This window comes from Labrys methylaminiphilus subsp. lupini (assembly GCF_051161885.1).
In the GTDB taxonomy this organism is placed as follows: Bacteria; Pseudomonadota; Alphaproteobacteria; order Rhizobiales; family Labraceae; genus Labrys.
This window is the reverse complement of the sequence record NZ_JBMDIH010000001.1, coordinates 4,916,713-4,936,128: the sequence shown is the minus strand read 5'-3', so window position 1 is coordinate 4,936,128 and position 19,416 is coordinate 4,916,713. Positions and strand designations below refer to the sequence as shown.

General features: G+C 63.2%; 13 protein-coding genes. 10 read left to right on the top strand and 3 right to left on the bottom strand.

Annotated features, from left to right (window positions below):
- Positions 1 to 63: 63 nt before the first annotated feature.
- Both ACN6KF_RS23165 and ACN6KF_RS23160 read right to left on the bottom strand, forming a co-directional pair.
- Complete coding sequence (locus ACN6KF_RS23165) at positions 64 to 1,680, bottom strand: FGGY-family carbohydrate kinase (protein WP_434959111.1); 1,617 nt, start codon at positions 1,678 to 1,680, stop codon at positions 64 to 66.
- A gap of 292 nt (positions 1,681 to 1,972) precedes the next feature.
- A complete protein-coding gene (locus ACN6KF_RS23160) occupies positions 1,973 to 2,956 on the bottom strand; it encodes a LacI family DNA-binding transcriptional regulator (protein ID WP_434959110.1) in 984 nt (327 codons plus the stop codon).
- A 238-nt stretch (positions 2,957 to 3,194) separates the two neighbouring features.
- On the opposite strand from ACN6KF_RS23160, the gene ACN6KF_RS23155 reads away from it, so the two are divergent.
- Positions 3,195 to 4,115 carry a phytanoyl-CoA dioxygenase family protein gene (locus ACN6KF_RS23155; RefSeq protein WP_434959109.1) on the top strand — a complete coding sequence of 307 codons (921 nt, stop codon included), beginning with the start codon at positions 3,195 to 3,197 and terminating at the stop codon, positions 4,113 to 4,115.
- Between the two features lie 92 nt (positions 4,116 to 4,207).
- Positions 4,208 to 5,545, top strand: a complete 1,338-nt coding sequence (locus ACN6KF_RS23150) for an MFS transporter (RefSeq protein WP_434959108.1) — start codon at positions 4,208 to 4,210, stop codon at positions 5,543 to 5,545.
- A 153-nt stretch (positions 5,546 to 5,698) separates the two neighbouring features.
- Here ACN6KF_RS23150 and ACN6KF_RS23145 read toward each other — a convergent pair whose 3' ends face one another.
- Positions 5,699 to 6,478: a DeoR/GlpR family DNA-binding transcription regulator gene (locus tag ACN6KF_RS23145; protein WP_434959107.1), complete on the bottom strand. Its 780-nt coding sequence runs from the start codon at positions 6,476 to 6,478 to the stop codon at positions 5,699 to 5,701.
- 167 nt (positions 6,479 to 6,645) lie between these two features.
- On the opposite strand from ACN6KF_RS23145, the gene ACN6KF_RS23140 reads away from it, so the two are divergent.
- From ACN6KF_RS23140 to ACN6KF_RS23105, 8 genes are all read left to right on the top strand, one after another.
- On the top strand, positions 6,646 to 8,724 hold the full coding sequence (locus ACN6KF_RS23140) for a bifunctional rhamnulose-1-phosphate aldolase/short-chain dehydrogenase (RefSeq protein WP_434959106.1): 2,079 nt from the start codon (positions 6,646 to 6,648) through the stop codon (positions 8,722 to 8,724).
- 137 nt (positions 8,725 to 8,861) lie between these two features.
- Positions 8,862 to 9,977, top strand: a complete 1,116-nt coding sequence (locus tag ACN6KF_RS23135; RefSeq protein ID WP_434959105.1) for a glycosyltransferase family 4 protein — start codon at positions 8,862 to 8,864, stop codon at positions 9,975 to 9,977.
- Positions 9,974 to 11,854, top strand: coding sequence for a glycosyltransferase (locus ACN6KF_RS23130; RefSeq protein ID WP_434959104.1), 1,881 nt, complete (start codon positions 9,974 to 9,976; stop codon positions 11,852 to 11,854). The genes ACN6KF_RS23135 and ACN6KF_RS23130 overlap by 4 nt, the downstream gene beginning before the upstream one ends.
- A 119-nt stretch (positions 11,855 to 11,973) precedes the next feature.
- Positions 11,974 to 13,872: an ABC transporter ATP-binding protein gene (locus ACN6KF_RS23125; protein ID WP_434959103.1), complete on the top strand. Its 1,899-nt coding sequence runs from the start codon at positions 11,974 to 11,976 to the stop codon at positions 13,870 to 13,872.
- A complete protein-coding gene (locus tag ACN6KF_RS23120; protein ID WP_434959102.1) occupies positions 13,869 to 15,815 on the top strand; it encodes an ABC transporter substrate-binding protein in 1,947 nt (648 codons plus the stop codon). The genes ACN6KF_RS23125 and ACN6KF_RS23120 overlap by 4 nt, the downstream gene beginning before the upstream one ends.
- A complete protein-coding gene (locus ACN6KF_RS23115; protein ID WP_434959101.1) occupies positions 15,812 to 16,831 on the top strand; it encodes an ABC transporter permease in 1,020 nt (339 codons plus the stop codon). The genes ACN6KF_RS23120 and ACN6KF_RS23115 overlap by 4 nt, the downstream gene beginning before the upstream one ends.
- 7 nt (positions 16,832 to 16,838) lie before the next feature.
- Complete coding sequence (locus ACN6KF_RS23110; protein WP_434959100.1) at positions 16,839 to 18,005, top strand: ABC transporter permease; 1,167 nt, start codon at positions 16,839 to 16,841, stop codon at positions 18,003 to 18,005.
- A gap of 326 nt (positions 18,006 to 18,331) precedes the next feature.
- Positions 18,332 to 19,411, top strand: coding sequence for a hypothetical protein (locus ACN6KF_RS23105; RefSeq protein WP_434959099.1), 1,080 nt, complete (start codon positions 18,332 to 18,334; stop codon positions 19,409 to 19,411).
- Positions 19,412 to 19,416 lie beyond the last annotated feature (5 nt).

The following is a 19,416-nucleotide window of genomic DNA, read 5'->3' as shown; positions in this document are numbered from 1 at the left end:
CATGATCTTTGCAATCACGGCGTTACCGCAGGCTCGGTCTGAGGCGATTCCGGGATCGTCTCCTCACGCCATCAGTTCGCGGGCCTGGCGCCCGGCCGCCTGCAGCACCTCATAGACCTTGAACTTCTTCTCGTGGAACGCACGGATCTCGCTTTGGCCGGGCGCATAGGTGGCTCCCAAAGCGGACATGCCGCTCATCGCCTCGGCCAGCGCGGGATAGGCCTTGCCGGCGACGGCGCCGAGCATCGCCGCGCCGAGCAGGACGGGTTCGGGCGTCTCGGCCACCGCAACCTCGATGCCGGTGGCATCGGCGATGATCTGGCGGACCAACGGGCTCTGGGCCGCGCCGCCCGAGATGATGATCTGCTGGAGCACGATGCCCTTGGCCGCCATCGCCTCGACGATCTGCCGCGCGCCATAGGCCAGGCCGCAGAGCCCCGCGACATAAAGCCTGACCAGGCTGTCGAGATCATCTTCGAGATCTAGCCCCGCGATCACCGCGCGGGCATCCGGATCGGCGTGGGGAGCACGATTGCCGAGGAATTCGGGCACGACGTGGATGCTGCGTGCCAAAGTGGCGTCGCCGGCGAGATTGGCCTGCGCCTCTAGCCAGGCCAGCAGCGGACGCCCGGCGGTGTCGGCCCGCTCCACAGCCTGGGCATAGGCCGGATGCAAGGTGAGGAGATGGTCGAGCGCCGCACCGGCGGCCGACTGCCCGCCCTCGTTCAGCCAGAGGCCCGGCACCATCGCCGAGAAATAGGGCCCCCAGACGCCCGGCACGAAGGCGGCCTCGCGCGTACTTGCCATAGTGCAGGCCGAGGTGCCGAACACATAGGCGAGGCGCCCCGTCACATCGGCGCCCTCGCCGTCCTTGCCGGCCGCGCCGACGGTGCCGATGCCGCCGGCATGGGCATCGATCAGGGAAGCGCCGACGGGAATGCCCGCCGTCAGGCCGAGATCGGCGGCGGCTGCCTCGGTCAGGCCGGAACCGAGCGGTGTGCCGACATCCACGATGGTGTCGCCGATGCGGGCAAAACCTTCGTCGGCGAGTGCGCCCAGGCCGATCTTGTGGAAATAACCGGCATCCCAGCGCTTCTCATGCGCCAGATAGGTCCATTTGCAGGTGACGGTGCAGACCGAGCGCGACAGCGATCCGGTGGCGCGCCAGCTCAAATAATCGGGCAGATCGAAGAAATAACCGGCCGCCGCGAAGACCTCCGGCTTGTGTTCCCTCAGCCAGAGCAGCTTGGGCGTCTCCATCTCGGGCGAGATCACGCCACCGACATAGCGCAGCACCTCTTCGCCGGTCTCGTTGATGCGCCGGGTCTGGTCGAGCGACCGATGGTCCATCCAGACGATGACGTTGCGATTGGGATCGTCGGAGGGGCCGACGGAAAGCGGCTCGCTTTGCTTGCCCACCACCACCAGGGAACAGGTCGCGTCGAAGCCGATGCCGGCGATGGCGCCTGGCTCGACCGCGGCCTCGGCCAGCGCGCCCTTCACCGCCACACAGACCGATTGCCAGATGTTCTCGGAGGACTGTTCGACGATATCGCCAGCCTCGTGCCAGATGGTGATCGCCTGTTTGGCCGAACCGAGCAGCTTGCCCTTGGCGTCGAACACGCCGGCCCGCGCCGAACCCGTGCCCACATCGACCCCGATGAAATATTGATCGCCCATGTCGCGGCTCGCTCCCGGATGTCCTGCAGCCTTTTGGCTGCTCTGAGCATTCAGCTTAAAGGGGTGCCCCGGCTTGGCAACCTCGATTGGCGGGCGCGGCTGATACGAATTTCACCCAGCGCCATTGCTTTTCGGTCGGAACACAAGCGGATTGTGCGCGCGACACCGTGCAAACGGCAAGCATTGGGATCGAACAGGCAGGGGCATAGGCCCGGAACGGCTCGCCATAGGCGATTGCCTTTTGACCAACAAAGAGCGTCCCCGCCGCACCGCCGGCGTTTTGCAACTGCCGCTACGCCGAACTGCGGCGCACCACTTCAAAACCGATATCGACGATCCGCACGGGAACCGTCTCTTTGCGTATGCGCGCTAGTACCAATTCGCCAGCGCGCGTCCCAATGTCACGCCCGGCGATGCGTATCGTGGTGAGATCAAGGCCACTTGGCTGAGCGATCGCGAAATCGCCAAAGCCGGCGACGGCGAGCGCTCGCGGTGTCTCGATGCCACGCCGCTGCGCGGCCAGCAGCACACCAGCAGCAATGGCATCGAGCGAGCAAAACACGGCATCGGTATCGGGAAAACGGGCAAGCAACTCATCGAGGAGTGCCGGACCGCTTTCCATGCCGGTGACCACAGCGGCAACGGCAATTTCGCGTGGCGCTATGCCCAGAGCCGCCAATGCGCTGCGATAGCCCTCGCGCCGCTGCAGGCCGCGCTGATCATTCTCGTCACCAGGACCGATGAAACCGATGCGCCGATAGCCATAACCATGCAGCGCCATCGTCATCGCGCGACCAGCAGCCGGATTGTCGAAGCCGACCGCCATGTCGACCGGCTCGGCCGGCAGTTCCCAAGTCTCCACGACGGGCACGCCGGCTGTGCTCAGCAAGCGGCGGGCGCGGGGGGTATGCAGCGTACCGGTCAACACGACTCCATCGGGACGACGGCCGAGGATCGCGCGCAGCAAACGCTCCTCGTCGGCCGCCGAATAATCCGACGAGCCGAGCAGAATGGAAAAGCCCGCTGCTTCGACGCAGCGTGTGAGGCCCGCAATGGTCTGTGAGAAAATCGCGTTCTCGAACGTCGAGACCACCGCGGCGATCAACCCACTACGCCGTGCGGCAAGACTGCCGGCCAGGAGATCTGGCACATAGTCCAGTTCGGCCATCGCCGCTTCGATACGGGCACGTGTTGTCGCCGCGACAAGCTCAGGCGTGCGTATAGCGCGCGACACGGTCATCTGCGAAACGCCAGCGCGTTCCGCCACATCATCCATGCGGAGCCTGCGTTCTGTTTTGGGGTGTGGTTTGGGGTCTGCCATGCGCCTTTTTTCAAATTATTCGCTTCGGCGCATCACGGCGCAAGAGACCGACCCCGCCTCGTATTATTTTTCCTCTCACAACTCAACGCGCTTGACTCAAGATTATGTTACCGCAAACATGTTTGCGCAATCATGTTTGCGCAAACAGGCACTATCCGTTCGAGGAAGAAACGCCGTGCCGCAAGGAGGAAAAATGCTCAGTGAAGCCCAAATCCAGGCCTATCACGACGATGGCTACATTCTTGTCGAGGATGTTGTTACGGGCGGGGAGCTCGAAGAACTGCGACGTCTGACCTATGAGAAGATCGATCAATCGCGGGCCGTCTCGGTGAGCGATGAGGTGTTCGACCTCGACGATGGGCACTCAAAAGACAATCCGAAGTTGACGCGCATCAAGATGCCGCACATTCAGATGCCTGCGTTCTGGGACATATTGAAATCCAGCAAATTCCGCTCGGTTCTGGAAGCCCTTCTTGGTCCGGCCGTGCGCTTGCAGACCTCGAAGCTCAATACGAAAGCACCAGGCGGCGGGGCCGCCGTCGAATGGCACCAAGACTGGGCGTTCTATCCGCACACCAATGATGACGTGCTGGCAATCGGCCTCATGCTTGAGGACGTCAGGGAAGAAAGCGGTCCATTGCTCGTCATACCGGGCACGCACAAGGGCCCGATACTCAGTCACTTCGTCAACGGCGTATTCGCCGGCGCAATCGATCCGAGCGATCCGCTGTTCGAGAAGGACAAGATCGTCACGCTGACCGGCAAAGCCGGTTCGATGACGGTACATCATTGCCGTACATTGCATGGGTCCGCGCCGAACGTGTCTGATCGGGCGCGCCTCATCTGTTTCTATGAGATGTGCGCGGCCGATGCCTGGCCACTCGCGGGTGGCGCCGGCGCCTTCCTCAACATGAACCAGCGCCAAGTCTATGACGCAGTGCAAAGCCGGATCATCTTCGGCGAGCAGACGATGCGTCCGCGTCTGAAAGACGTACCTGTACTCCTGCCGTTGCCGCCGGCGCCGGACGCGTCGTCGATCTTCAAGACTCAGAAGAGCGCGGGCGCGGTCAGCGCCTTCGCCAAGGCAGGTCAGAAGGACGAGCGCGCAGCATAGCCGTGCCGTGCCCCTGTGCGTAAAGCGCAGCCGGCGCCCAACGAGGCGCCGGTCATTCGATACAAAACAAATGCCTCCGGGGAGGATTCTCTATGCCAAAAGCTGCGGCGGAAATGCATCCGCGCAAGGTCATCGTCGCGTCCTGCGTCGGCTCTGCACTCGAATGGTACGACTTCTTCATCTATGCGACGGCCGCCGGTCTCGTGTTCGGCAAGCTATTTTTCGCCGATTTCGGTGGTAAGGGCACGCTGATCGCCCTCGCAACGTTCGGCGTCGGCTTCATCGCCCGCCCTTTCGGCGGCTTGTTCTTCGGTTATCTTGGCGACCGCATCGGCCGCAAGCCGGTGCTGCTGATCACCTTGATGATAGTCGGCATCGGCACAGTCTTCATCGGCCTGTTACCGACTTACGACCAAATCGGCATCTGGGCGCCAATCCTTCTCGTCACGATGCGACTGATGCAAGGTTTCGGCGCAGGTGCCGAATATACGGGCGCCGTGATCCTGCTCGCCGAGTATGCGCCAATCGGCAAACGCGGCTTCTGGTGCTCGTTTGCGCCCGCCGGAGTCGGCCTCGGAATGATGTTGGCATCGAGCGCGTTCTGGCTCGTCTCGCAACTGCCGCAAGAGCAATTCATGGATTGGGGCTGGCGCCTGCCATTCCTGGCCAGCATCGTTATCGTCGCGTTCGGCTTGTTCGTGCGCTACCGTATCGATGAAACACCAGTGTTCGAGAAGATAGCCGCCGAGCCGGAAAAGAAGTCGAAAAATCCTATCATCGAGTCGCTGACGAAGCAGCCGCGCAACTTCTTCGTCGTCCTCGGCGCGCGTCTTGCCGAGAACGGCTTTGGCTATCTATTCCCGGTGTTCGGACTTAGCTACGCGGTGAACACGCTCGAATTCCCCAAGGATCAATCATTGCTGGTGTTGATGACCAGTTATGTCGTGCAGATAGCTTGTGTGATCGGCTTTGCGGCACTGTCAGATCGCATCGGCCGACGGCCCATCTACATTGCTGGCGCGTTGTTTGGGTGTCTCATCGCGTTTCCATTTTTCTGGCTGCTCGAGTCGAAATCGTTCCTGGCTTCTATCGCCGCGTTCTGGCTGGCGCAGATAGCGGTTGGTATGATGTTCGGCGTACAGGCTGCATATTTCTCCGAACTCTTCGGACCGGCACGCCGCTTCTCGGGCTTCGCCTTCGCGCGCGAACTCGGGTCGCTTCTCGCCGGCGGCCCGGCACCCGCATTGGCGACGTTGATGGTGTCGTGGGCTTCAGGCTCGTCTTGGCCGGTAGCGCTTTATTCTATCTTCCTCGGCCTCTGCACGGCCTATGCCGTATGGATGGGTCCGGAAACCTATCGGGACGACATCGCAGTCGATCAGCTTGAGAGCGACGCCACAACTCTGCGGGCGCGGGCACAAGTTGCGTAGCGAGGAATAGGAACGAGAAGAATAGCAAAAACCGAGTTCGCAAGCGCGAACTCGGCATCGCGAGCCTCGTTGCGATCGAGCACCTGAAGCGGTTCGTTTGGCAACCTCGATCAGCGAACCGAACTGATAGGAATTTCGCCAGAAGACTCGTCGTCAACCTGCCACACGAACCACCTCGACCTCGACGCCAGTCTCCTCCAGCATGTCGCGGGCAGCGAGCGGAATGCCGTCATCGGTGATCAGCCGGCGGATACGCGACAGCGGCGCGACGGCCATCGAGCCGCGCGGCTCGAATTTCGAGGAATCCACCAGGACGACGAGATCGGCCGCACGATTGAGCAGCTTGGCTTCGGCCCGTGCGATCAGCGGATCGCTCTCGATCAGGCCGAGCGGACCGATGGAGGCCGCGCTCATGAACATTTTCGATGCCGTGTAATGCTGGATCGAATCCTCGTCGAAGGGCGAGAGGATCAGGCTCTGGTCGCGATAGATCTCGCCACCCGGCAGGATGATGCGATTATCGCTCTCCTGCATCAACGCCGCGGCGATCGGGAAGGAGTTGGTCAGGATCTGCAGGCGCGAGGCCCGCAGGAACTCCACCATGTGGAAGGTGGTCGAGCCGCCATTGATGATGATGGACTCCCCGTCCCGGCACAGCGCCGCCGCGCGCTCGGCGATCGCTCTCTTCCGCTCGGCGTTGAGGGCCTGGCTGCCCCCCGAACGCCGGGCCTCGAGCTTGGCGCCTTCCGGCGAGGCCAGGGCGCGGACGCCGCCATGCATGCGCTGCACCATGCCTTGCGCGGCCAGATGGGTGAGATCGCGGCGAATGGTTGCGGGTGAGGCCCTGGTGACGGCGGCAAGCTCGCGCGCCGAGATCACCGAGCGCTCCCCAACCAGCCTGACGATGGCCTGCCAGCGTTCCTGTTCGTGCATGCCCCCTCCATTCGCTCATAAACTCGCTCATTCGCTCATGCATGTCAACGAAACGCATAGTTTGTTGCATTGAACGACAAAATATGCGCATTAAGTGAGCGAGAATGATTGACCGTGAGCGAGAGCGTTCATAAGGTCCGGGAACAATGACACAGGAAACGCATGCCATGGCCTCCGCACGACTCGCAGATCTCTGGGACGACACCGTCGCCAGTTCCCTCGATGAACCAGGCAAGCTGCTCTATCGCTCCAACCTGCTGGGCTCGGACCTGCGCATCACCAATTTCGGCGGCGGCAACACCTCAGCCAAGGTGACGGCAACCGATCCGCTGACGCGCCAGGACGTCATCGTGCTCTGGGTCAAGGGCTCTGGCGGGGACATCGGCTCGATGAAGCTCGATGGTTTCTCCACCCTTTATCTCGACAAGCTCGAAGCCCTGAAGGGTCTCTATCGTGGCCTCGCGCATGAGGACGAGATGGTCGGCTATCTGCCGCATTGCACCTTCGACCTCAATCCGCGCGCCGCCTCTATCGACACCCCTCTGCATGCCTTCGTGTCCAAAATCCATGTCGATCACGTCCATCCCGACGCGGTGATCGCCATCGCCGCCTCGCAGAACGCCGAAAAATTGACGCAGGAGATTTTCGGTGGCGAGATCGGCTTCCTGCCCTGGCAGCGCCCGGGCTTCGATCTCGGTCTCAAGCTCTCCAAGCTGGCCACCGAGAACCCCCATCTCACCGGTGTGGTGCTCGGCGGGCATGGCCTGTTCACCTGGCATGACGATGCCAAGACCTGCTACCAGCTCACTTTGCGCATCATCCAGAAGGCGGCCGACTGGCTGGAAGCCAAGGCACGCAAACCCGCCTTCGAGGGCGGCAAGGTCACGTCCCTGCCCGCCGCCGAGCGCGCTGCCATCGCCACCCGCCTGATGCCCGCCATTCGCGGCAAGATCGGCAAGGCTCAGGCTAAATCAGGCCATTTCACCGACGCGCCCGAGGTGCTGGAATTCGTCAATTCGAACGCGCTCGACAAGCTCGCTCCGCTCGGCACCTCCTGCCCCGACCATTTCCTGCGCACCAAGATCCGCCCGCTGGTGATCCCGTTCGCAGATGACATTGAGGCCGCCATCACCTCCCTCGATGGCCTGATCGAGGCCTATCGGGCCGATTACGCCGCCTATTACGAGCGTTGCAAGCATGCCGATTCGCCGGCCATGCGTGATCCCAATGCCGTGATCTATCTGGTGCCGGGCGTGGGCATGCTCTCCTTCGCCGCCGACAAGGCGACGGCTCGCATCGCCGCCGAATTCTACGTCAACGCCATCAATGTGATGCGCGGCGCCAGCGGCGTCGATCTCTATGTCGGCCTGCCCGAGCAGGAAGCCTTCAACATCGAATACTGGTTGCTGGAGGAAGCCAAGCTCCAGCGCATGCCCAAGCCCAAAGGTCTGGCCGGGCGCACCGCCCTCGTCACCGGCGGTGCCGGCGGCATCGGCCGGGCGATTGCCGCCCGCCTGATGCAGGAAGGCGCCAATGCCGTGCTGGCCGATATCGACCAGGCCTCGCTCGACGCGGCCGTCGCCGATTTCGGCAAGCTGTTCGGCAAGGACAGGGTGCGCGGCATCGCGATGGACGTCACCGACGAGGCGAGCGTGATCGCTGCCTTCGAGGAAACCGCGCGCAGCTATGGCGGCATCGACATCGTGGTCAACAATGCCGGCATTTCCTCCGCCGCTTCGGTCGAGGACACCACGCTGGAACTGTGGAACCGCAATATCTCCATCCTCGCCACCGGCTATTTCCTGGTGGCGCGCGAGGGCTATCGCCTGATGAAGAACGAGGGCAATGGCGGCTCCCTGGTCTTCATCGCTTCCAAGAACGGCGTCTCGGCCTCGGCCGGCGCCTCGGCCTATTGCACCGCCAAGGCCGCGGAAATCCATCTCGCCCGCTGCATGGCTCTGGAGGGGGCGCCGCACGGAATCCGTGTCAACGTCGTCAATCCCGACGCCGTGCTGCGCGGCTCCAAGATCTGGCAGGGCGAGTGGCGCCAGCAGCGCGCGGCCTCCAACAAGATCGGCGAGGACGACCTGGAGGAGTTCTATCGCAAGCGCTCTTTGCTGCAGCGCTCGGTCTATCCCGAGGACATTGCCGAGGCCGTCTACTTCTTCGCCTCCGACCTTTCGGCCAAGTCCACCGGTAATTTTCTCAATGTCGATGCCGGCAATGTGGTGAGTTTCACGCGCTGATCCCCCTAGAGGGCTTCGAAGAGGGGCAAGGCTTCCGACAAGGGATTGTGCGACCAGCGACAGCGGGCTAAGCGGAAGGGGTCTGTTCCGCCTGCGGGAACGGTCTCCCGCAGCGCTCAAGCAGATCATCGCTTTCCATGGCCCGGATCGCCTTCCACGCCCCGCTCAAGCCCCCCGATCACCCGGTGCCTTCGGGCGACCGGGAAACCGCGCGCCTCTTCCTGGCCGCGCTGCGAGGCGCCGGCTTCGAGGTCGATATCGCCTCGACACTGCGGACGGCCGATCCGGTCGGCGGGCGGGATTTTTTGGGGCAAGCACGGGCGGAAGTGAGCCGCCTGCTTACTCTTTACCGCGAACAGCCACAGGAACGGCCCGCGCTGTGGTTCACCTATCACGTCTATTACAAGGCGCCGGACCTCGTCGGCCCGGCGATCACGCGTGCCCTCGGCATTCCCTATGTGATCGCCGAGGGATCGCGGGCGCCCAAGCGCGCGAGCGGCGCCTGGGCGGACGGGCACGCCCAGGCGGAGGCCGCCCTCGACGCAGCCTCGCTCATTCTCATCCTCAATCCGAACGACCGGGCCATGCTCGAGGCGGCAAGACCTGATGGCCAGGTTCTGGTCGACCTGCCGCCCTTCATCGATGCCGCCGCCTGGCCGTCGCTGGCGCGAAGCCGGCCAGAACCCGGCCCCTGCCGCCTTCTCACCGTCGCCATGATGCGCGAACGCGACAAGCTGACTTCCTATGGCATTCTGGCCATGGCCCTGGCCGAACTCGACGCCGATCTCGACTGGCGTCTCGACATCGTCGGCGATGGCCCCGCCCGAGCCAAGGTCGAGGCACTCTTCGCCCCCTTCGGCAAACGCATCACCCCCCATGGCCGCATCGATGATCGCGCCAGGCTCGCCTCACTCTATGCACAGGCCGATCTGCTGGCCTGGCCGGCGGTGAACGAGGCCTTCGGCATGGTCTTCCTGGAAGCAGCCCTGCAGGGTTGCCCCGCGGTCGCCGGCAAGTTCGGCGGCGTGGGCTCGGTGGTGCTGGACGGGCAGACCGGCCTGCTGACCAGGCCCGGCGATGCCGCCGATTTCAGTCACTCCCTTGCCAGGCTGATGCGCGACACCGCCCTGCGGCAGCGTTTCGCCGGCCAGGCCCTCGCCTTTGCCCGGCACGAGCGCTCGCTCGCCTCCGCCTCTCGCCGCTTGCGCGAGGCCTTGCTGCCCCTGATCCAACCGGAAAAGCCCACCGCATGAGCCGCTCCGTCCTCATCCTCGTCACCCATCTGCTCGGCGTCGGCCATCTCGCTCGCGCGGCGGCCCTGGCGCGCGGGTTGGTCTCGGCCGGCCATCGCGTCACCCTGATCAGCGGTGGCCGGCCCGCTCCCCTGATCCGGGTCGAGGGGGCGACCTTCGTACAATTGCCGCCCGTGCATTGCATCGGCGTCGACTTCCGCACCCTGCTCGGCCCGGATGGCCGGGAGATTGGGGACGACATCCGCCAGGCCCGCATCGAGGCCATCCTGGCGGCGCTGGAATCTGCCGAGCCCGACGTGGTCGTCACCGAAACCTATCCCTTCGGCCGGCGCCAACTCGCCGCGGAATTCCGCGCCTTGATCGAGGCGGCGCGCAATCGGGCCAGACCGATCGCCATCCTCGCCTCCATCCGCGACATCCTCAACCCGCCGGCCAAGCCGACCCGGGTGGAGGAGACGGAGGCCGTCCTCGCCCGCTTCTATGACGGCGTTCTCGTGCATGGCGACGCCGTGGTCACGCCGCTTTCAGCCTCCTGGCCCACCAGCCCGGGGCTGGAGCGCATCCTGACCTATACCGGCTACATCGCCGACACGGCCGCGCCGGTCCAGGCCCTCCCCTCCGGCGAAATCCTGGTCTCGGGCGGCGGCAGTGCCGCCAGCCTGCCGCTCTATCGCGCCGCCATCGAAGCCGCGGCGCTTGCCGATCCGCCGGCGTGCTGGCGCCTGCTGGTCGGGCACGGCGTCGCCGCTGATGATTTCGAGGCACTGGCGGCCAGCGCCGGTCCCCGGGTCATCGTCGAGCGTGCCAGGCCGGATTTTCCTTTCCTGCTGGCGGGCGCTGCCGCCTCGGTGAGCCAGGCGGGCTACAACACCATGATCGATCTCGCCCGCGCGGGCGTGCCGGCGGTGGTGGTGCCTTTCGAGCAGGGCAAGGAAGCCGAGCAGCGCTTGCGTGCCGAGCGTTTCCACGCTCTCGGCCTCGCCCGCATCGTCGATGAAGCAGATCTTTCCGGCCCGTCTCTGGCGGCAGCCGTCAAGGCCGCCCTGGCGCGCACTCCTCGCGGCGAAGCGCCCGTCCTTGCCCTCGACGGTATTGCCGGGAGCGTGCGAGGAGTGGAAGAAGCGGCGCAGCGGGCCGAAAACCTGGCCCAGGCCTGGACCCGCCTCGACCAGGCCCTCGCCACCCGCCGCGAAGTCCGCCTGTGGTGGCGAGACGACGATGCCGTATCAGCCACGCCGGCGCTCGACCGCCTGCTTGCCCTCGCGCATCGCCACGGCCTGCCACTTTCACTGGCCGTCATTCCCGCCGCCGCTTCACCAAGCCTCATCGAGGCGGTTGCCGAAGAACGGGACGTCGACGCCCAGGCAGTCGACATTCTCGTCCACGGCTATGCCCATGCCAATCATGCTCCACCCGGTGCCAAGAAACAGGAGCTCGGCCATCGTCCTGCCGCCGAGGTGCTGGCGGAACTCGGCCAGGGCCTCTCGACATTGCGCTCCAGCTTCGGTGCGCGCTGCCTGCCCATCCTGGTGCCGCCCTGGAACCGCATTGATCCGACGCTGATCGATGGCCTCGCGGCCCTCGGCTTTCGCGGCCTGTCCGTTGCCGGCCCGCGGCCAGCCGCCGAGCTGCATGATCTTACCGTCGTCAATATTCACGTCGATCCGATCGCCTGGAAACAAGGCGGCGGCCTGCTCGATCCTTTTCTGGTATTGTCGCAATTCATCCGTGCCCTTGAACATGACGAACCCTTGGGCATACTCACGCATCACCTCGTACACGATGCCTGGATTTGGAGTTTTCTGGATAGGTTGTTCGGACAGCTCAAGAATCACGCGAATATACGTTTCCTGCCGGCGCACACGTTATTTGCGTGAAGCGCTGGATCGAAAAACGATACACACGCCAGATAGCAGTAGCGCTCGATTGCGCGTGGGAATAGTCTGGCAAGCGACAAGCACCGGAAAACGGGCATCGGAGAGACTGCGGAGCGGGGATGATCAACCAGCCGTTGCTGAGCGTGCGCGAGCTCAGCGTAGATTTCCAGGGCGACACCGGCCTGGTTCACGCGGTGAAGAACGTGTCTTTCGACGTCTTCGAAGGACAGACGCTGGCGGTGGTTGGCGAGTCCGGATCCGGCAAGTCGGTGACGGCGCAGGCCATCATGGGCCTGCTCTCCAAGACGGCGCGGATCACGGGTGGCAGCTGCCTGTTCCGCGATCCCGCCACCGGCACGACGACGGATCTCGTCAAGCTCAATCCCAACGGACCGGAGATGCGCGCCATCCGGGGCGGGCGCATCGCCATGATCTTCCAGGAGCCGATGACTTCGTTGTCGCCGGTACATACCATCGGCGACCAGGTCACCGAGGCGCTGATCGTGCATACGGGCTGTTCCCGGCGCGAGGCGAATGAGCGGGCGCTCGATCTCTTCGCCAAGATCCATTTCCGCAATCCCCAACGCATGCTCACCACCTATCCCTTCGAACTGTCGGGCGGCATGCGCCAGCGCGCCATGATCGCCATGGCCCTGATCTGCCGGCCGGCCCTGCTGGTCGCGGACGAGCCGACCACGGCGCTCGACGTCACCACCCAGGCGCAGATCCTCGCCCTCATCAAGGAAATCCAGGACGCCAAGAGCGCTGTGAACCAGAGCATGGCGGTGATCTTCATCACCCACGACCTCGGCGTGGTCGCCAACATGGCCGACGAGGTCGTGGTGATGTATCGCGGCGAGGTGATGGAACTGGGCGGCCGCGACGCCATCTTCCAAGATCCGCGACATGACTATCTCAAGGCCCTGATGCGGGCCGTGCCTCATTTCAACATGAAGCCGGGCGAAAGGCTGAAGCCCTTGCGGGAAATCGCCGTGCCGCCGCGTGGAGCCGCGGCGCCTGCACCGGCAGGCGCCGGCCCGGTCCTCCAGGTCGAAAACGTATCCAAGAGCTTCACGATGCGCGCGGGCATGTGGTCGGGCCGCAGCGAGACGATCCAGGCACTGAACAACGTCTCACTTTCGCTCGAACGGGGCACCACGCTGGGTCTCGTCGGTGAATCGGGTTCGGGCAAGACCACCCTGTCACGCATGATCATGCGCGCACCCGGCAGCGCACCGGACAGCGGCGAAGTCCGCTTCGACGACGGCAGCGGCCCGCGCGACGTCTTCGCGCTGGACGGCGAGGCGCTCAAGACCTATCGCCGCTCGGTCCAGTTCGTGTTCCAGGACCCCTTCTCCAGCCTCAATCCGCGCATGACGGTGTTCGACATCCTGTCGGAACCCCTGCGGATCCACAGCATCGGCACCTCCGACGAACGTCATGAGCGGGTCAAGGCCCTGCTCGAACTGGTCGGGCTCGAGCCGCAATATATGCGCCGTTACCCGCATTCCTTCTCGGGCGGCCAGCGCCAGCGCATCGGTCTTGCCCGGGCACTGGCTCTGGAGCCCCAGGTGATCCTCTGCGACGAGCCCACCTCGGCCCTCGACGTCTCGGTCCAGGCCCAGATCCTCAATTTGCTCAAGGACCTGCAGGCGGTACTCGGCGTGTCCTACCTCTTCGTCTCCCACAATCTCGCCGTGGTCGAATACATGGCCCGCGACATCGCCGTGATGTGCCGCGGCCATATCGTGGAGCAGGCGCCGCGCGAGGTGCTGTTCCGCTCGCCCCAGCATCCCTATACCAAGGCCTTGCTGCAGGCCATTCCGGACGTCGACCTCGCCAGCCCGCTCGATTTCGCCAAGCTGAAGACCGGCGGCGCCTCCCAGCCCGAGCGCTGGCCCGCCCCCTTCGCCATCCTTCCGGACGCACCGCCGCCCATCATGGTGGAGGTGGAGCCCCGCCATTTCGTCCGCCTCGGCGCCAGCGCAGCCGACCAGCGCAGGGGGGAAGCGGCGTGAACACCGGCTTCACCGTCCTCAAGAGCGTCGCCGCGGCATTGGCCCTCGGTTTCTTCCTGGCCGGCCCGGCCATCGCGGATCCGCCGCCGGCTCCGGCCGAGCCGCCTTCCCTGGTGGCCAAGATCGCCGACGGCAGCTTGCCCCCGCTGCTCGATCGCCTGCCGAAGGTACCGCTGGTGGCCGACATGCTCGCCCGCAGTCGCAGCCTCGGCGACTATGGCGGCGAGATCCGCACGCTGGCGTCCAAGGCCCGGGATCTGCGCTACATCAACGTCATCGGCTATACCCGCCTGGTTGGCTATGACGAGCATCTCAACCTGGAGCCAGATGTCCTGCAGGCCGTCGCCAGCGAGGACGACAAGGCTTTCACCTTCACCTTGCGCGAAGGCCATCGCTGGTCTGATGGTGCCCCCTTCACCACCGAGGATTTCCGCTTCTATTGGGAAGATGTCGCCCTCAATTCGAAGCTCAATCCAACCGGCCCGCCCGCCTTCATGCTGGTCGACGGCGAAAAGCCGAAGGTCGAGGTGCTCGACGCCACTCATATCCGCTACAGCTGGTCCAAGCCCAATCCGGGATTCCTGCCCTCGCTGGCGGGGCCGCGACCGATCTGGATCTATTCGCCGGCTCACTATCTCAAGCAGTTCCACAAGAAATATGGGGATGCGGACAAGCTCGCCAAGATGGCAGCGGACCGGCAGATGATGTCCTGGGCTGCGCTCTACAACAAGCTCGATGATCCCTATGAGAACTCGAACCCGGACATGCCGACGCTCGATCCCTGGCATGTGGTGACCAAGGCGCCGTCCCAGCAATATGTGTTCGAGCGCAATCCCTATTTTCACCGCATTGATCCCCGCGGACGGCAGCTTCCCTATATCGACCGCATCGTGGTCTCGATCTCGTCCGCGGGCCTGTTTGCCGCCAAGGCGAATGCGGGAGAGGTCGATCTGCTGGCCTGGGGGCTGAGTACCAGCGACATTCCCACGCTCAAGGAAGGCGAGGCCAGCCACGCCTATCGCACGCTGGCCTGGCCGATCGCGCGCGGCTCCGCCTTCGCCCTGTTTCCCAACCTCACCTGCAACGACCCGGTCTGGCGTGCCGTGCTGCGGGATGTCCGCTTCCGCCGGGCCCTGTCGCTGGCCATCGACCGCCACACGCTCAACAATTCGCTGTGGTTCCGGCTCGGCATCGAGGGCAACAACACGGTGATGCCGGAAAGCGCCCTCTACAGCGAGGACGACCGCAAGCGCTGGGCCACCTACGATCCCGCGCTCGCCAAGAAGCTGCTGGATGAAGCCGGCCTCAACAAGCGCAATGCCGCCGGCTTCCGCCTCCTGCCCGACGGCCGGGAGGCGGAGTTGATCGTCGAGGTCGCCGGCAACGCCCGCGACGTTGCCGACGCGCTCGAGATCACCAGCGAGTTCTGGCAGGATGTCGGCCTCAAGGTGGTGGTGAAGGCCGAGGACAGCAACGACCTGAACAAGCGCTCCTTTTCAGGCCTTACGCTGGTGACGGCGAGCGAAGGCCTCGAGAACGCCATTCCAACCGCACTGATGCCGCCCAGCGGGCTGGCACCCCTGCGCCAGGATAATTACTCCTGGCCCAAATGGGGCCAATATGCCGAAACCGGTGGCATGGCTGGCGAAAAGCCCGACATGCCCGAAGCGATCGAGCTGATGTCCTTGTGGGAGCAGTGGATGAATGCGACCACGCTGAACGCCCAGGCGGCAATCTGGCGGGAAATGCTCTCCCTCCATGCCGACCAGCAGTTCAGCATCGGCACCGTGCAAGGAGCGCTCAAGCCCATCATCGTCAACAAGGCCATCCGCAACATCCCGAAGAAGGCAGTGTTTTCCTGGGAGCCGACGGCCCTGATCGGTGTCTATCGCGTCGATGAATTCTACTACGACAACATCGTGGTGACGGGGAATGCGCCATGATGCGCTATGTGCTGCGCCGCTTCGCCACCATGGTGGTGACGCTGCTCTTGATTTCGCTTTTGATCTTCATCGTGATCAAGCTGCCGCCGGGCGACTTCCTGACCAACAAGATCAACGAACTCAGGGCCCAGGGCGAGGCTGCCAGCGTCGCCAAGGCGGAGGCGATGCGGGCGCAATACGGCCTCGACAAGCCGCTGCTCCACCAATACGCCACCTGGCTCGGCGTGTTGCCCGGTCCCAACGGCTTCAAGGGCCTGCTGCAGGGCTATTGGGGCTGGTCGTTCGAATATGAGCAACCCGTTAAGGCGGTGGTCGGCGATGCCCTGTTGCTGACCGTCCTGCTCAACCTGGCGGTGATTGTCTTCATCCATCTCGTCGCCATTCCGATCGCCATCTACTCGGCCACCCGTCGCAATTCAATCGGTGCCCATGTGGTGACGTTCCTGGGCTATATCGGCCTGGCGACGCCCAGCTTCCTGCTTGCCCTCGCGCTGTTGTTCTATCTCAACCGCTGGTTCGGCATCTCGATCGGCGGCATGTTCGGGCCCGATTATGCCGACGCGCCCTGGTCGCTGGGCAAGCTCGGCTCCTTCCTCAGCCACATGATCGTGCCGGTGGTGGTGATCGGCCTCGCCGGCACCGCGGGCATGATCCGGCGGCTGCGCGCCAACCTGCTCGACGAGCTTTCCAAGCAATATACGGTCACCGCCAAGGCCAAGGGGCTGCCGCCGGGCCGGGCCCTGCTCAAATACCCCTTCCGCATCGCGCTCAATCCCTTCGTGGCCGATATCGGCAATCTCCTGCCCAGCATCGTCTCGGGCTCGGCCATCGTTTCCATCGTGCTGAGCCTGCCGACCATTGGCCCTATCCTGGTTCAGGCCCTGCGCATCCAGGACCAGTATCTGGCCGGCTTCATCCTGCTCTTCGTTGCCTTCCTCACCGTGGTCGGCATGTTCATCGCTGATCTCGCTCTGGCGGTGCTCGATCCGCGCATCCGTATCGGCACCGGCAAATAGGACTGTAATGACCGAGTCGCGATCGCCCCATTACGTCAATCCCGCTCCCTTCGACCCCTATGTCGCCAAGAAGATGACGGCGGAAGAGGAGCGGTTTTATCGCGCCTCCTCCGCCACGCTGATCTGGTGGAAATTCCGACGCAATCGGCCGGCCCTGTTCGCCGGCATCTTCCTGGCGCTGGTCTATCTGTCGCTGCCTTTCGTGGAGGTCATCGCCCCCTATTCCTTGAACCAGCGCAATGCCGACTATCTCTATACGCCCCCACAGAGCGTGCATCTGTTTCACGACGGGCAGTTCGTCGGTCCTTTCGTCTATCCCGTGAACTTCGCCATCCGAGACATCGAGAGTTCGCAATTTCCCGGCATCTACCAGGTCGACAAGTCCAAGCCCCAGACGCTGCGCTTTTTCTGCCGCGGCGAGCGCTACAAGATGTGGGGCCTGTTCGAGGCTAACTTCCATCTGGTCTGTCCGCCCGAAAACGGTACCGCCTTCCTGCTCGGGACAGATCGGCTCGGCCGGGACATGCTGTCGCGCATCATCTATGGCGCCCGCATCTCGCTCACCGTGGGCCTGATCGGCATCGCGGTCTCCTTCACGATCGGCCTGACGCTGGGCGGGCTTGCCGGCTATGTCGGCGGCATCATCGATGCCCTGGTGATGCGCCTGATCGAAGTGCTGCGCTCGCTGCCGGAACTGCCGCTCTGGCTGGCGCTGTCGGCGGCCCTGCCGGCCAATTGGAGCCCGGTGATCATCTTTCTCGGCATCACCATCATTCTCGGCCTGCTCGACTGGCCGGGCCTGGCATTGGCGGTGCGCTCGAAGGTGAAATCGCTGCGAAACGAGGATTTCGTGCATGCCGCCGAGATGATGGGGGCCTCGCGCGCCCGCATCATCGGACGCCACCTCCTGCCCAATTTCATGAGCCATTTGATCGCGAGCGCCACCCTGTCGATCCCGGCAATGATCCTGGGCGAAACGGCGCTGTCCTTCCTCGGCCTCGGCCTGCGCCCGCCTGTGGTGAGCTGGGGCGTCCTGCTCAACTCCGCCCAGAACCTGGGCGCCATCAACCTCTATCCCTGGCTGTTGATCCCGATGATCCCGGTGATGCTGGTCGTGCTCGCCTTCAACTTCTTCGGCGATGGCCTCAGGGATGCGGCCGACCCCTATCATTGAGCGCAAGACAATCTCACTCGAAACAAAAAGCACAAACACGCGCTGAAACAAGGAGTTAAGGCAAAAACCCCAGTTCTGAAATTGGGCTAGATCAGCGACAGACGGCATCGGCATTCCGATCGGGGGAGGGTCGGCAAAGGTGGGTGGTCGAGCAAAGGACGCCGACCCACTCCCCGCCGACAGGCTGTCGCGAAATTCTAATCCAAAAGCTTCCTAAAATTGGGAGCTTTGCTGGTTCCATACAATTCCTGAGCCCGGAATTGAATAATTGTCGAGGATCAGCATAGTCCTGACGCCGAACCACAGCTCCGGTCTGGAATCCTCCAATGCATTTATTTGAAGAAAAGCCATGGAAACACTCCCAGGCTGGTATTGCGGGCATGCCTTCAGGAATGTTGGGCCCGACCGAGGGGGCGCTTCTTTATCACCTTGCGAAGGACTATTTCAGCGGCAGGGGAGAGATCATCGATGCCGGGGCGTTCCTGGGCTCGTCGTCCTACTGCCTTGCGAAGGGAGTCGGTGAGAACAATAGGCTAAAGTCAAAATCCGAGACAATTCATGCCTATGATTTGTTCAAGGTATGGATCGAGCAGGACAATTCCGAAGACTTCATGATCTCGGAATTGAAAAGAGTCTTCGACATCGACCTATCCAATAATCGATCGATCCTGCCTCGATACATGTCCAATCTGGGCCCGCTGGCACAATATGTTGACGTACATATCGGCGACATCACCAAAATGAATTGGAATAAGAGGCCAATTGAAATCTTGTTTCTCGACATCTGTAAAACGAAAGAGATTTGGCAGCATGTGCTGGGGACATTTTTTAGAAGCCTGATTCCGGGGATCTCCATCGTCATTCATCAGGACTATCATCACCCCTTTCTGCCCTATATTCACGTCGTGCAGGAACGGTTGGCCGGGTATTTCGATATTGTGGAAGAGAAAGCCGACGACAGTGCAGCCTTCTTGCTGAGAGAGCGCCTGCCCGATCGGCTGCTCGACGAAGTAGCGAATTACGATTTCGACTTCGCCGCAGAATTGAACTGGATCGATCGGGCTATTGAAAGACTACCGAACAACAATCGGCATATCCGTTGCGCCAAGGCGCAGTTGCTTAGGCAACACGGCCAATTCATCCCGGCGAGAAGCCTTATCGACCAATTGAAGACGGAGGCGGCGGATGTGAAGGATGATCCCGGCTTTCCGGTGCACATTGCTTATGTCGAGCATCACTTGGCCCGGGACGAGGCGCGCGAGTTCGCGCCGCCTCCTGGATTCGACGAGGACTCTTATCTCGCCGCCAATGCCGACGTCCGCGCCGCCGTTCTGAAAGGAATTTTCCAAAGCGGCCTGCACCATTGGCATGCATTTGGCCGCAATGAGCATAGGCGGCTTGCGTAAGGCCC

Bases quoted from the DNA above. Each gene is read 5' to 3' on its own strand.
- ACN6KF_RS23165 (WP_434959111.1), bottom strand. From the start codon at position 1,680: ATGGGCGATCAATATTTCATCGGGGTCGATGTGGGCACGGGTTCGGCG.
- ACN6KF_RS23160 (WP_434959110.1), bottom strand. From the start codon at position 2,956: ATGGATGATGTGGCGGAACGCGCTGGCGTTTCGCAGATGACCGTGTCG.
- ACN6KF_RS23155 (WP_434959109.1), top strand. From the start codon at position 3,195: ATGCTCAGTGAAGCCCAAATCCAGGCCTATCACGACGATGGCTACATT.
- ACN6KF_RS23150 (WP_434959108.1), top strand. From the start codon at position 4,208: ATGCCAAAAGCTGCGGCGGAAATGCATCCGCGCAAGGTCATCGTCGCG.
- ACN6KF_RS23145 (WP_434959107.1), bottom strand. From the start codon at position 6,478: ATGCACGAACAGGAACGCTGGCAGGCCATCGTCAGGCTGGTTGGGGAG.
- ACN6KF_RS23140 (WP_434959106.1), top strand. From the start codon at position 6,646: ATGGCCTCCGCACGACTCGCAGATCTCTGGGACGACACCGTCGCCAGT.
- ACN6KF_RS23135 (WP_434959105.1), top strand. From the start codon at position 8,862: ATGGCCCGGATCGCCTTCCACGCCCCGCTCAAGCCCCCCGATCACCCG.
- ACN6KF_RS23130 (WP_434959104.1), top strand. From the start codon at position 9,974: ATGAGCCGCTCCGTCCTCATCCTCGTCACCCATCTGCTCGGCGTCGGC.
- ACN6KF_RS23125 (WP_434959103.1), top strand. From the start codon at position 11,974: ATGATCAACCAGCCGTTGCTGAGCGTGCGCGAGCTCAGCGTAGATTTC.
- ACN6KF_RS23115 (WP_434959101.1), top strand. From the start codon at position 15,812: ATGATGCGCTATGTGCTGCGCCGCTTCGCCACCATGGTGGTGACGCTG.
- ACN6KF_RS23110 (WP_434959100.1), top strand. From the start codon at position 16,839: ATGACCGAGTCGCGATCGCCCCATTACGTCAATCCCGCTCCCTTCGAC.
- ACN6KF_RS23105 (WP_434959099.1), top strand. From the start codon at position 18,332: ATGCATTTATTTGAAGAAAAGCCATGGAAACACTCCCAGGCTGGTATT.